The sequence below is a fragment of the Alteromonas sp. ABE4_545 genome, assembly GCF_056161325.1.
On record NZ_JBSWYY010000017.1, the window covers coordinates 15,946 to 29,012 of the forward strand.

The window sequence follows — 13,067 nt, forward strand, 5'->3', positions numbered from 1 at the left end:
TTTTAGTGTTTCACTGGGGCTTGTCAGCCTTGGTAGTGGGGTAATGTCGTCTTCTGTTTTAGCAAAAGAGCCAGCAAATATCCGCTTTAATATTGCGGTTCAAACAGCCGATAAAGCATTAATTGAACTGGCTAAGCAAGCCAACACAACGTTGCTCTTCCCTTATGCAATTGCACAACAAGAAGTAGTGAAGCCGTTAAACGGCGTTTATACATTGGAAGAGGCCATTACTCGTTTGTTATTGGGTACCAATTTAGAATTGAGAACCAATGATAATGGCGTTATGTTAATCGTTGAGCGAGAAAGGGTCGAAACACCCACCACTACAGTAGCGTTGGCCGCAGTTACAGCAGAGAAAGACGACACGCTACCAATCTTTGAACGTATCTCAATTGTGGGTACGCGTAACGCCGCCAGAACCGCTTATGACGCCCCCGTTCCCATCGACATTATCTCAGTTCAAAGCCTGTTAAATCAGGGCGCGGGCAATGTGTTAGACGCGTTAACTCAAGTGCTTCCCTCATTTAATGTTAGTGCACAAGCTACCAATGACGCGGCTATGCTGGTAAGGCCAGCTAACCTGAGAGGGTTAGCGTCGGACCATACTCTCACGCTGATCAACGGTAAACGGAGGCATCGCTCGGCCGTTATCACATTTTTAGGTGGTGGCTTGTCAGACGGTGCTCAAGGCCCCGATATATCGGTGCTACCAGCATCAGGGCTGTCTCAGGTAGAAGTGTTGCGTGATGGCGCGGCAGCCCAGTATGGTTCAGACGCTATTGCCGGGGTGATGAACTTCGTTTTACGCGAGGAAGCCCATGGTGCACAAGTCAATGTGCAGTACGGCGAGTATTTTGCGGGCGACGGCGAGAGTGTGCAAGTGCAATTTAACCAAGGTTGGCGTGTCGGTGAATCTGGCTTTGCTAACCTAACACTGGAATATTTTAATCAAAATCCGACCGATAGAAGCGTTCAGCGAGAAGACGCAGCGGCATTAGCCAATTTGGGCAATAGTGATATTCCCAACCCCGCACAAACATGGGGTGCTCCAAACATAGATTACGATTATAAATTTGCGATTAATAGCGCATTGCCACTTAATGCTCACGCGGAATGGTACGGTTTTGCACTGGCTAATCAGCGTAAAATGGACGGAGGCTTTTATTATCGGCACCCTCAATTAAGAGAAGGCGTGTTTGTCAGTGATGCTGCGTCAGGCCCCCAGAAACTGCTTGTGATTGATCAGGACGGCCTGAATAACGGCATCGCTTGCCCAACGATTTACACTGAAAATGTCAACATTCAAGACTTATCCAGCTATCAAGCCATAGCTGACAATACAACCGCTTTAGGACAAAACTGTTTTGCCTACAATGAATGGTTTCCAGGCGGTTTTACACCGCGATTTGGAGGCGTGATCAAGGATGGGGCTATGTATACCGGTTTTCGCGGCCTGTTGTCTAATGGCTGGCAATATGACCTAAGCGTTGGAGTGGGTTATTCGGGTATTGATTACACGCTGACGAATACTGTAAACCCGTCTTTGGGGTTAAGCTCACCTACGTCATTTAAACCTGGCGGTGCGGCCCAGTTAGAGCAGCAAATTGCCACCGACTGGGTTTATGACTGGCAGTATTCGAACGATCTGGAGTTCAATGTAGCCTTGGGGGCTGAGTGGCGAAAGGAAACCTATTTTCAAAAGGCGGGAGAATTAGCGTCTTATGAAGTCGGGCCTTATGCATTGGATGGTCATTCTGGTTATGAATTCAGTGCTGGCGCCAATGGTTTTCCGGGTTACCGCCCCGAAACGTCAGGCGATTGGGGGCGACAAAACTTTGGAACCTATATTGATACTGAAGCGAGAGTCGACGAAAAATTGCTGTTGGGCTTAGCGCTCAGGCTGGAAGATTACAGCGATTTTGGTACCAATATCGATGGAAAGTTATCATTGCGCTACGATATGGCCGACGATTACGCTTTTCGCACATCGTTGAGCACGGGTTTTAAAGCGCCCACGGTAGGCCAAAACCACATTATCAATATCAGTACTAAGTACGGCAGTACAGGCTTAGAAGACCAAATCACACTCCCACCGACGAATGCGGTTGCTCGTTCTCTTGGTGCGAGGCCATTAAAGCCCGAAGAATCAACTAGTTTCAGTTTTGGTGTGGTGGGGCAGTTGACTGACCGTTTGCGCTTTACTTTGGATTATTTTCGTATTGCACTGCAAAATCGGATCAGCATTACCTCACCTATTGCCTTGATGCCTGAAAACGTTGAACAACTGGTAAGACAAGGGTTTGTTGAAGCCGATAGTTACGGCAGTATTAAATTCTTTACCAATGATTTCGACACCTTAACTCAAGGCGTTGATTTGGTTTCACACTGGCAAACTGCGGTTTTAGATATTCCTCATGAATTTACCTTTGCAGTTAATTACACCAATACACGGGTAGAAAACATTTCAACTTATCCGAGTGTGACACCTGACGGGCATGTCGTGGATGTCGCCAATTTAACGCCGTCTAAAATAGCGATGCTGGAAGACAACCTTCCTGATTTACGTGCGACGTTGACCTTGAAACAGTGGTTTGATGCCAATCAGTTAACCTGGCGTTTGCATTACTATGGCCATTTTTATGAAGATCACCTCGACGCTGGCGCACAAATGGATATTCGGGGAGGGGCGCGGTTCATCGTCGATGTGAACTGGTTATGGCAACTTAGTGATCAACACAGTGTGAGTATTGGTGCTCGTAATTTGCTGAATACTTATCCCAGCCTCAACCCATACAGTGGTGAAGCAGGGGCAAAGTACCCCTCAACGTCTCCCGGAGGCATAGATGGTGGGATGGTTTATGCGCAATGGCGATCACATTGGTAGTTAGTCGACTCTAACGATGCCAGATAAGTTTTTGTTGATAATTGCTTTGATTTCACTCACTAACTCTCTGAAGAAAACGCGGCCTGGAGATGTGTTGCGCCACGCCAGACCGTGTTGACGAGAGATCGGCATATCCGCTAATTCACAAACGTGTAAAGCTTCGGGTCTGTGTAGCTCTGAGTGAACATACAACCCAGGTAAAAACGACACTCCCATGCCCATAACGACCATTTGTCGTAATGTATCTAAACTCGTACCTTCAAAATCGCGTTGTACGTTAGCGCCCAGCGACTGGCAAATTTCCTGTACCTGATAATGAAAGTGGTGTGTATCTTCGAGGGTAAGCACTTGTTCTCCACGTAACGACTCTGGGTCGATAAACGGTATCCCCGCCAGTTCGTGGTCACTGGGCATAACAAACTTCAATGGCTCTGTGAATAAAGGCTCGATAATCAGTTGCGAAGTGGCGTTAAAGGTTGGAAGTAAGATCAAATCGTATTCACCGTTTAATAACCCTTGTTCCAACTGACCCGGTGACCCTTCGCGCACGTAAAACTTTAGTTCACTGTAGCGGTAATGAATATCCGGCAATACATAAGGCAATAAATAGGGGCCGAGTGTTGGTGGTATCCCTAACCGATAGGTGGTTTTTTGGCCCTCTGCAATGTCTCTTGCAGTTTCTTGTAGCGTTTGGTAATCCCGTAATATGTTCTCAACAACGGGGAGTAGGGCACGGCCTTGGGCAGACAAAAGCGTACCGCTTCGCGAACGTTCAAATAACGAAAAACCGAGTTGCGATTCGAGTGTATTGATTTGACTGGTGAGCGTAGGTTGACTAATGCCGAGCTGTAATGCCGCTCTTCGATAACTTAAATAGTGGGCAACGGTTGCAAAATATCGCAATTGGTTAACCGGTGGTAGTTTATCTGAAAATAAAAATGGCATTGGTCGGTTAAATCATACAATTCGTCTTCGTGATAAGTAAATGCTATCACCAAATGCTATATATTACTATATGCCTATCAGTTAAAACTCTAAAACCAAGACGGTTTTCTCTATTTTTCAGTTACATTCATTAGGAGTTTCAATTATGGATCACGTCATTTCAGGCGTTGCTAAATTTCAACGCGAAGTATTTCCGGGTAAAGAAGGGACGTTCAAAAAGTTGGCGAGCGGTCAAAACCCAGAAGTGTTGTTTATCACCTGTGCCGATTCTCGTATCGATCCCAACCTCGTAACGCAGACCGAACCAGGTGAACTTTTTATTTGCCGTAACGCCGGTAATATCGTTCCACCACACAGTAATCAAACTGGGGGCATGACAGCTTCAATTGAATTTGCTGTTGCGGCGCTAGGCGTTCAGCACATCATAGTATGTGGTCATACTGACTGCGGCGCGATGAAAGGGGCGTTGCATCCAGAGAAGTTAGACAGTCTGCCTCACGTAAAAGAGTGGTTAGGCCACTGCCGTTGTGCAACCGAAGTATTGAAAGAAAAATTTGGTGAATTGACAGACGAACATTTGGAAGAAGTCACGAAAGAAAACGTGCTTCAACAAATGCAACATTTACGCACGCATCCAGCCGTTGCTGCTAAGTTGGCAACAGGTCAAGTGCAAATCCACGGCTGGGTTTATGAAATTGGTAGCGGTCAGATCCTTTGTTTTAACCCTGAAAAAGGTGAATTCGAATCAATGGATCAAGCGTATGCAGAGCGTCAACTACTGGCTCGCGAAAAACAAGCATAATCGCTGGTTTCAATAGGATTGAACATTATGCAAAATTTTAAAGCGGATCTGTCTGCCAGTATTGTGGTGTTTTTCGTAGCCTTACCCCTGTGTTTGGGTATTGCTCTGGCTTCAGGCGCGCCGATGTTCTCTGGTATCATTGCAGGAATTATCGGCGGGATTATCGTGGGTTACGCCAGCGGATCGCGTTTGGGGGTGAGTGGGCCGGCAGCAGGGCTTGCCGTTATTGTATTTGATGCCATTGCAACACTGGGCAGTTGGGAATTGTTTCTCTGTGCGGTCGTGCTTGCGGGTGTCATTCAACTAGCGTTGGGGTATTTAAAAGCCGGTTTTGTTGCTTACTTTTTCCCTAACTCTGTGATCACCGGTATGCTTACTGGTATTGGTGTATTGATTATCATGAAGCAGTTACCTTACCTGTTGGGTTGGCATGCTGATTTCTTGGGTGAACAATCGTTTACTCAAACTAACGGTGAGAATACGCTCACTGCCATCGAGCATGCGCTTTCAGCAATGTCGGGTAGTGCCATAGCAATATCTGCAATTTCACTGGCGTTGTTGGTTATCTGGGATAAATATCTCACGCACCAACACAAAGTATTTCAGATGATTCAGGGCCCTATCGTAGTGGTTCTGCTAGGTATTGTATTCACATTAGTGTTTGAGCAATCTGGCTCTCCATTAGCTCCTGAGCAGTTGGTGTCATTACCTGTGATTGCGAGTTTTGGTGCGCTAGCGAATGAATTAGCATTCCCTGCATTTTCACAAATGTGGCAATTCGATGTATTGAAGATAGCCGTTGTGATGGCAATTGTGGCAAGTATCGAAACCTTGCTCAGTGTTGAAGCCACTGACAAGCTTGACCCAGAACGTCACACCACACCCACTAACCGAGAGCTTAAAGCACAAGGACTGGGGAATATTATCTCTGGCTTGATTGGTGGTTTACCTATCACCCAGGTCATTGTACGTAGTTCTGCAAATATTGCGTTTGGTGCCAAGTCTAAGTGGTCTAGCATTATGCATGGCTTTTTCTTGCTTATCGCTGTCGGTCTGATTACGTCAATGCTCAATATGATCCCATTGGCTTCACTCGCGGCTGTGTTGATTATTGTTGGTTATAAACTGGCCAAGCCAAGCATGTTTGCTTTGATGTATCGTACTGGCTGGGAGCAGTTTGTGCCCTTTATGTCGACGATTCTGGTAATGCTGTTTACAGACCTTTTGACAGGGGTGATTGCCGGCCTTGCAGTAAGCGTATTCTTTACGTTGAAACACAGCTATAAAAATGCGTTTCACTTTAAAGACAACGTGCAGGTGGTGGATAATAAAGAAACACACCATATCGTCATGGCAGAGGAAGTTTCATTTTTCAATAAACCGAGTATTTTGAAAAAGTTAAATACTATTCCTCAAGATTCAACCGTGATATTGGATTTTAGCAACACTAAATCCCTCGCACATGATGTGGTAGAGCTCGTAAAAGAGTATTCTGCTAAGGCACATCATCAAAATATCACTGTAAAAACGATTGATTTCCAATCATAAAATGCGTTTTTAGGTGCGGTTCATTCTCCCTTAGTGAACTGCACCTGCTTTCAATATTATTTCTTCCCGCCTAAAATAAACATTGCATTAACACAAGTCCTACATCATTGTATCCATCTGATAGCAAATTATTATCACGAGATAATGTTTTTTTCTATTAACCTATCAAGTAAAACTGTTATTGACTCTTATAAATAACAATGAAATCGGAGACAAATTATGGATCATGTAATATCAGGCGTTGCCAAATTTCAAAACGAGGTATTCCCCGAGAAAAAAGGCACGTTTCAAAAATTAGCGAACGGTCAAAACCCTGAAGTGCTGTTTATTACGTGTTCAGATTCTCGTATTGATCCGAACTTGCTCACACAAACTGACCCTGGCGAACTGTTTATCTGCCGTAATGCGGGGAATATTGTGCCACCGCACAGTAATCAAACTGGTGGTATGACGGCTTCTATAGAGTTTGCAGTCGCTGCATTAGGTGTAAAACACATCGTAATATGCGGGCATACCGACTGTGGAGCGATGAAAGGAGCATTGCATCCTGAAAAACTTGATGCACTACCCCATGTGAAAGAATGGTTGAGCCATTGCCGTGTTGCGACTGAAGTCGTTAAAGAGCGTTGCAAGTGCGAGCTCAATGCAGAAGACCATTTACATCAAGTCACCCATGAAAACGTGGTACAACAATTACAACATTTACGCACGCACCCTGCGGTTGCCGCGAAAATCGCAACCGGTCAAGTTCAATTGCATGGTTGGATGTACAATATTGAAACGGGTGATATTCTTTGCTTTAGTGAAAGCAAAGGGGCGTTCGAAAACCTAGAAAAAGCGTACGGACAGCTAAACTCAAAATAATCAGGTAGGGGAAAGAATGAAACTCAATTTATCGAATCTTAGAGGCGACCTTACCGGCGGATTGACGGCGGGTATTGTTGCATTACCACTCGCCTTAGCTTTGGGTGTTGCATCAGGTTTAGGGCCAATGGCTGGCCTATACGGTGCGATCGCAGTAGGATTTTTTGCCGCGCTATTCGGCGGTACACCGTCACAAATATCAGGGCCAACTGGCCCTATGGTTGTTGTTCTTGCTGGATTGTTTGCCAGTTTGTCTGGCGATGCGTCATTAATTTTCACCGCCGTGATGTTGGCCGGTATTTTTCAAATAGTCTTTGGCTTTTTGGGGGTAGGTCAGTATATACGCTTAGTGCCGTACCCAGTTATCTCGGGCTTTATGTCAGGCATTGGTGCCATTATCATCATATTACAGGTAGGTCGTTTATTAGGTCATGAGCCTCCTGGTGGTACCATGGGCGCACTGACTTACCTACCTACAGCGTTAGCCGATATCGACTTTGTTACCTTAGCCTTGGGTTTGGGTACCTTAGTAATTGCATACAAATGGCCACCGGCGTTGGGTAAATTTGTGCCAGGCGCACTGGCAGCGCTGATTATTGGTACCTTAGTGAGTTTAGGTTTGAGTAATGTGCCTGTTTTGGGTGAAATCCCTACAGGGCTGCCAAGCTTACATTTACCTGTATTTGAACAGAGCAAAGCCCTGTTGATATTAGAAGCGGCCTTTATCTTGGCGGTACTCGGCGCGATAGACAGTCTGTTAACGTCATTGGTAGCCGACAACATGACCCGTACACGTCACGACAGCAATAAAGAATTAGTCGGGCAGGGTATTGGTAATACCGTAGCGGGCCTTATTGGCGGTATCGCTGGTGCAGGCGCTACCATGAGAACCGTAGTGAATATTCGAAGTGGTGGTAAAGACCGCATTTCAGGAATGGTTCATTCATTAGTGTTGCTTGCTGTGGTCCTTGGTTTAAGCCCGCTGGCGTCGGCTATTCCTCATGCAGTACTGGCTGGTATCCTAGTTAAAGTTGGGTTAGATATTATCGACTGGGCCTATTTGAAGCGTGCACACAATGGTCCTCGTTGGGACTTCGCGTTAATGATTTTAGTACTCGGCTGTACTGTATTTGTCGATTTGATCACTGCGGTTGGTGTGGGTGTTGTGTTAGCGGCGCTTGCGTATGTTCGTCAGGTTGCAAGCTTGCAAATTGAAGAACTTAAGCGCATTCCTGAAACTCTAAATGACCCAGAAGAAAATGCACTGTTGAAACGCGGTAAAGGCAAAATAAACATCTTTAGCTTTGGCGGCCCGTTAAGCTTTGGTGCGGCGGCGGATGTGGGGCACCATGTACGTGAAAAAGTAGCGAAAGGCACGCAAGTGTTGATCCTCGACTTTACCCGTGTACCGGTTGTTGACGTATCTGCGGCAATGGCGGTTGAAACCGTCACTTCTGATGCAATTGCGGCAGGTAGAGAGTTGGTTATTTGTGGTGCGAACGAAAACATTCAAACTGTACTTGAAGGCATTAACGCCTTACAAGGTGATGTCACCGTTTATAACACTTTACTTGAAGCACTGGATTATGCAGTAAGGCAAATAGAAGGTGCCGAAGCGGGAAAGTCTGATCCGGCCGTTGGTGGTAATTTGGCGCAACAAAGCTAACTAGCTCACCAATGGTATCGCTTGAAAGCCCTGTTAATTGACAGGGCTTTTTTATGTGTATTGATAGAGAAATAGCGAAGCGAAGAGTGTTATTGCACTTCGCGAGTTAGCGGGGCTGCGGAGTCTGTCGAATCGTTTTTCAATACTAGGATCGTCATGTACAACAAACTAAATACCGGGATAAAAGAGAGGAAAAAACCAATACAGGCGGTGTACAAGGGAGTGGGGCTTTTTCTTCGGGCAAGTAGTGCGATTATTAAGGTGGAAAAACCAATCCAGAACGCAAAGCCTGCGAGGATGATTTCGCCAAAATTCAACATAGTCATTCAGAAGTCCTTATCTTTGTTTGTTGACGGGATTAAAAAACAGAGGTAAGCCTGTTTCCTCTGTACAGTTAATTGCAGGTTATCCGTATCCTATAACTGTGTAGAACAGGCGAAGGATAATCTTCGCCTGTGATTAAAACAATAGTTAACTCGACGTAATATTACAAGTCGTCATTACCGTCATTATCTATGTCGTCGATATCTTCAACTGGACGTCTTTTCTTTTTCACCGGGCGCATACCTACATCTTTACCTGTCATTGTGTTGATGCGTTTTACCGGTTTATCAGCGACATTTTTATTTGCAGCTTGGTCATCAAGGTTGTTTTTAGTGCGCTGTTGGCCGGTTTTAGGTTTTGCAGCTTCAAAACCACTAAAATTAGCAGGGTGGTCTGGGTGCTGCTCACAATTCAATGAATAGGCAACATGATTGTTTACGGCTGTAAAACTACGCCAGTCACGTTTACTCACAAAACTAATGGCAACCCCTTTGTCACCCGCTCGGCCTGTTCGTCCAATGCGATGAATGTATTCCTCGGCGTGTTTTGGCATATCGTAATTGACAACTAAGCCCACTTTGCGCAGGTCGAGGCCACGCGATGCCACATCGGTAGTAACCAAGATACTTTGTTGGCCGCGACTAAACTCACTCATAATTTGAGCGCGTTTATTCTGTAAGAAGTCGCCGCGTAATGCTACAGCGTCCAAATTAGCTTCATTCAATGCATCAGCAATACGCTGGGTGTCTTCTCGCGTTGCGGTAAATACTACTGCTTGGTTGTATTCGGTTGCCGCCAAACACGCTTTAAGCAATGTATCTTTGTGTTCCACTGAATCAGCAAAATACAACGACTGGCTAATATCCACGTGTTGTTCGGCTGATGAGCCTATTGCCACGCGCACAGGAGCACGCAACAGCTTATTGCACATGTGGTTGAGTTCAATATTGTCCAGTGTTGCTGAAAACAACATAGTTTGACGCTTGCGATGGTCTGCTGCTTCGTTGATGTGAGACAGCTGTGAAGCAAAACCAAGGTCAAACATACGGTCGGCTTCATCGAAAATCAGTAGTTCTAGGCCGTTCAAAAAGAAAGAGCGATCACTTAAATGGTCGGCAATTCGCCCAGCGGTTCCAATTAAAATATCAGGGTTGCGGCGCAGAGCTTTCACTTGGTCATTATAATTTTCGCCGCCAACAATAAGCTGACATTGTAAACCAAGGCCTTGTATCAAAGATTTGGTTTCTAAAAATACTTGTTTAGCTAGCTCTCGAGTAGGCGCGAGTATTAGCGCTCGAGGATCTTGCTTACTCAATGCCTTGTTAGTGAGTAAGCGTTCGACCGCAGGCACCAAAAATGCGAAAGTTTTGCCTGATCCAGTTTTTGATGACGCGATAATATCTTTGCCGAGTAAAGCGGGAAGAATGGTTTCGCGTTGCACATCCGTTAATTCAGTGATGCCTTTGTCCGTCAGGCGAGAAACGATTTTATGATTAACGGGTAGATCAGATACTTGCACAAATAGGCCTCTTTATTGAAAACGGGCCTATTATCCTTGAATCACCAGCAGAGTAAAGGCAAAGCACACAGTGAAGGGCCCACTGTGTGCTATTTTGGCAAATTATCACTAAATTAGGCGAACTGCATTTCTGGTATGTCGCCTTCGACGACCAATTCACCGGCTGTTTTTGCTTGTATTTCATCTACACCGACACCCGGCGCGCGTTCACGTAAATGAAATGCGCCATTGGCCACTTCTAGAACCGCTAAGTCGGTAATAATACGTGTGATGCAGTTCACTCCAGTCAGAGGGAGATTACAAGACTGGAGTAATTTAGAGTTACCGTGTTTGTCTGCATGGGTCATGGTGACGATTATATTTTTAGCGCCTGCGACTAAATCCATCGCACCGCCCATGCCCTTTATTAATTTTCCTGGGATCATCCATGACGCAATATTACCATTTACGTCAACTTCAAAAGCCCCCAGCACGGTAAAGTCAACATGACCACCACGGATCATGGCAAAGCTCTCGGCCGAGCTGAAAATAGAAGCTCCGGTTGCGGCAGTCACGGTTTCTTTACCGGCATTGATCATATCCGCATCGACTTGTTCGTCAGTTGGGTAAGGGCCCATACCCAATAAGCCATTTTCTGATTGCAGCATCACTTCAATACCATCTGGTACGTAATTAGCAGCCAATGTCGGAATACCAATTCCTAAATTCACATAGCTACCGTCTTGAAACTCCTGCGCCACGCGCATTGCAATCTGTTCACGAGTTAAAGCCATTTTTCTTCTCCCTACTTAGCCAATACACGGCGTTCAATGCGTTTTTCAAACGTACCTTTAATCACTCGGTCAACGTATATGCCGGGCGTATGGATATGCGCGGGGTCGAGTTCGCCAGGCTCGACAATTTCTTCTACTTCGACAACGGTAATTTTGCCTGCTGTTGCCGCCATAGGGTTAAAGTTCTGTGCTGTGTGACGGTAAACACAGTTACCGTAGCGGTCGGCTTTCCACGCTTTTACAATGGCAAAATCACCAGTAATTGCTTCTTCTAATATGTAGGGGCGGCCGTCAAAGGTTTTAACTTCTTTTCCTTCGCCTACAGGAGTGCCGTAGCCTGTTGCCGTGTAAAATGCTGGAATACCCGCGCCGCCAGCACGCATTTTTTCAGCTAATGTACCTTGAGGGGTAAGTTCAACTTCTAGTTCGCCGTTTAAAAGTTGTTGTTCAAACAGGGCGTTTTCACCAACATAAGACGAAATCATCTTCTTAATCTGTTTGTCTTCTAGCAAAATACCAAGGCCAAAACCGTCTACGCCACAGTTGTTTGACACGACAGTTAAACCTTTCACGCCAGCATTTTTAATTTCAGCAATTAGCCCCTCTGGGATACCGCACAGACCAAAACCGCCTGCAATCACGGTCATATCATCTGTTAGCCCTTGCATGGCCTCTGTGTAACTGGTGACGACCTTATCGAAACCTGACATCCACGTCTCTCCTGTAGATAAAATAAGCGACAGAAAAAGTATCAGCGACAGTTGAAGTTTTGTAAAATTGATTTTATAACATTATTAATAAATTGAATTTAAGAATAGCAATGAGTATTTCCTACCGAAATATGCAGGCCTTTATACAGGTGGCGCAATCAGCCACTTTTGCCGAAGCAGCTGAAAAATTACATCTAACGCAACCAGCATTATCAAGTGCAATCAAAAAGATGGAAACACAGCTCGGCGGTCGGTTATTTAGCCGCACAACTCGCCGCGTGCAATTAACGCCAGAAGGCGAGATTTTACTGCCTACGGCCAAGCGCCTTGTGAACGACTGGGATGACACCTTCGAGGAGATGCAAAATTTATTTGCGGTGCAACAAGGCCGGCTGACTCTGGCCTCTATGCCTTCGTTTGCAGAGTCAATATTGCCGTCGTTATTACAAACTTATCATCAGTTTCACGCTAACATCCGTATTCGTATTCAAGACATTGTGATGGAGGAAGTGATTGACAGCGTGCTGGGTGGGCGCGCAGAAATTGGGTTTATTTTTGAACCTGAGTTAATGGATGGCTTGGTATTTCACCCGATGTTTTCGGATCATTTTGTTGCTGTAATGCCTAAAGATCATCCCGCCGCGAACGAGCCAGAAACTCGGTGGGAAAGCTTATTAAAATACCCATTTATTGCCATGAACCGCGGTTCTAGTGTGAGGAAATGGACCGAGCAAGTGGCAAGTTCGAAAGGGGCATTGAGTATTATTGCTGAAACAGGACAGTATGGTTCAGTAGGGCAACTCATTGCACAAGGCTTAGGCGTTTCTGTGGTACCTGAGTTGTGTCGTACTCAGATGGAAAGTAAAGGGCTTGTGTGTCGGCCGATAACCGAAAACCCGTTAGTGAAACGTGTAGGAATGATAAAAGCCTCTCGAGGCAGTATGTCGGTGGCGGCTAATGCGCTATGGCAGCAGATTACGCGTACTTACGGCCATACAGGCAAGGCTCGAAGCCCAGAGTAACTGAAATTGG

At 45.6% G+C, this 13,067-nt stretch carries 11 protein-coding genes; 6 read left to right on the forward strand and 5 right to left on the reverse strand.

Annotated elements, in window-relative coordinates:
• Window positions 1-43 precede the first annotated feature (43 nt).
• Complete coding sequence (locus ACXAH6_RS14480) at window positions 44-2,884, forward strand: TonB-dependent receptor domain-containing protein (RefSeq protein WP_474877925.1); 2,841 nt, start codon at window positions 44-46, stop codon at window positions 2,882-2,884.
• Here the strand turns inward: ACXAH6_RS14480 and ACXAH6_RS14485 are convergent, their stop codons facing one another.
• Complete coding sequence (locus ACXAH6_RS14485; protein WP_474877926.1) at window positions 2,885-3,829, reverse strand: hydrogen peroxide-inducible genes activator; 945 nt, start codon at window positions 3,827-3,829, stop codon at window positions 2,885-2,887. It lies immediately after the preceding gene.
• Between the two features lie 145 nt (window positions 3,830-3,974).
• On the opposite strand from ACXAH6_RS14485, the gene ACXAH6_RS14490 reads away from it, so the two are divergent.
• The 4 genes from ACXAH6_RS14490 (at window position 3,975) to ACXAH6_RS14505 (ending at window position 8,709) form a co-directional block, all read left to right on the forward strand.
• Window positions 3,975-4,631 carry a carbonic anhydrase gene (locus tag ACXAH6_RS14490; protein WP_474877928.1) on the forward strand — a complete coding sequence of 219 codons (657 nt, stop codon included), beginning with the start codon at window positions 3,975-3,977 and terminating at the stop codon, window positions 4,629-4,631.
• 27 nt (window positions 4,632-4,658) lie between these two features.
• Window positions 4,659-6,179, forward strand: coding sequence for a SulP family inorganic anion transporter (locus ACXAH6_RS14495; protein WP_474877929.1), 1,521 nt, complete (start codon window positions 4,659-4,661; stop codon window positions 6,177-6,179).
• A 219-nt stretch (window positions 6,180-6,398) separates the two neighbouring features.
• Window positions 6,399-7,043, forward strand: coding sequence for a carbonic anhydrase (locus tag ACXAH6_RS14500; protein ID WP_474877930.1), 645 nt, complete (start codon window positions 6,399-6,401; stop codon window positions 7,041-7,043).
• 16 nt (window positions 7,044-7,059) lie between these two features.
• Window positions 7,060-8,709, forward strand: a complete 1,650-nt coding sequence (locus tag ACXAH6_RS14505; protein ID WP_474877932.1) for a SulP family inorganic anion transporter — start codon at window positions 7,060-7,062, stop codon at window positions 8,707-8,709.
• A gap of 89 nt (window positions 8,710-8,798) precedes the next feature.
• On the opposite strand, the gene ACXAH6_RS14510 is transcribed toward ACXAH6_RS14505, so the two are convergent.
• The 4 genes from ACXAH6_RS14510 to ACXAH6_RS14525 all read right to left on the reverse strand — a co-directional run bounded on the left by ACXAH6_RS14510 (window position 8,799) and on the right by ACXAH6_RS14525 (window position 12,035).
• Window positions 8,799-9,035 carry a hypothetical protein gene (locus ACXAH6_RS14510; protein WP_474877934.1) on the reverse strand — a complete coding sequence of 79 codons (237 nt, stop codon included), beginning with the start codon at window positions 9,033-9,035 and terminating at the stop codon, window positions 8,799-8,801.
• A gap of 161 nt (window positions 9,036-9,196) precedes the next feature.
• Entirely contained in the window at window positions 9,197-10,552 is a 1,356-nt protein-coding gene (locus ACXAH6_RS14515) for a DEAD/DEAH box helicase (RefSeq protein ID WP_474877936.1), read from the reverse strand.
• 113 nt (window positions 10,553-10,665) lie between these two features.
• Window positions 10,666-11,325: a CoA transferase subunit B gene (locus ACXAH6_RS14520; protein WP_474877938.1), complete on the reverse strand. Its 660-nt coding sequence runs from the start codon at window positions 11,323-11,325 to the stop codon at window positions 10,666-10,668.
• A gap of 11 nt (window positions 11,326-11,336) precedes the next feature.
• Window positions 11,337-12,035 (reverse strand): CoA transferase subunit A, encoded by a 699-nt coding sequence (locus tag ACXAH6_RS14525; RefSeq protein ID WP_474877940.1) that lies wholly within the window; start codon window positions 12,033-12,035, stop codon window positions 11,337-11,339.
• A 110-nt stretch (window positions 12,036-12,145) separates the two neighbouring features.
• Here ACXAH6_RS14525 and ACXAH6_RS14530 point away from each other — a divergent pair, with 110 nt between their 5' ends.
• Window positions 12,146-13,057, forward strand: coding sequence for a LysR family transcriptional regulator (locus ACXAH6_RS14530; protein WP_474877941.1), 912 nt, complete (start codon window positions 12,146-12,148; stop codon window positions 13,055-13,057).
• Window positions 13,058-13,067 lie beyond the last annotated feature (10 nt).

Excerpts from the sequence above, each read along its gene's own strand:
- ACXAH6_RS14480 (WP_474877925.1), top strand. The coding sequence starts at position 44 with ATGTCGTCTTCTGTTTTAGCAAAAGAGCCAGCAAATATCCGCTTTAAT.
- ACXAH6_RS14485 (WP_474877926.1), bottom strand. The coding sequence starts at position 3,829 with ATGCCATTTTTATTTTCAGATAAACTACCACCGGTTAACCAATTGCGA.
- ACXAH6_RS14490 (WP_474877928.1), top strand. The coding sequence starts at position 3,975 with ATGGATCACGTCATTTCAGGCGTTGCTAAATTTCAACGCGAAGTATTT.
- ACXAH6_RS14495 (WP_474877929.1), top strand. The coding sequence starts at position 4,659 with ATGCAAAATTTTAAAGCGGATCTGTCTGCCAGTATTGTGGTGTTTTTC.
- ACXAH6_RS14500 (WP_474877930.1), top strand. The coding sequence starts at position 6,399 with ATGGATCATGTAATATCAGGCGTTGCCAAATTTCAAAACGAGGTATTC.
- ACXAH6_RS14505 (WP_474877932.1), top strand. The coding sequence starts at position 7,060 with ATGAAACTCAATTTATCGAATCTTAGAGGCGACCTTACCGGCGGATTG.
- ACXAH6_RS14510 (WP_474877934.1), bottom strand. The coding sequence starts at position 9,035 with ATGACTATGTTGAATTTTGGCGAAATCATCCTCGCAGGCTTTGCGTTC.
- ACXAH6_RS14520 (WP_474877938.1), bottom strand. The coding sequence starts at position 11,325 with ATGGCTTTAACTCGTGAACAGATTGCAATGCGCGTGGCGCAGGAGTTT.
- ACXAH6_RS14525 (WP_474877940.1), bottom strand. The coding sequence starts at position 12,035 with ATGTCAGGTTTCGATAAGGTCGTCACCAGTTACACAGAGGCCATGCAA.
- ACXAH6_RS14530 (WP_474877941.1), top strand. The coding sequence starts at position 12,146 with ATGAGTATTTCCTACCGAAATATGCAGGCCTTTATACAGGTGGCGCAA.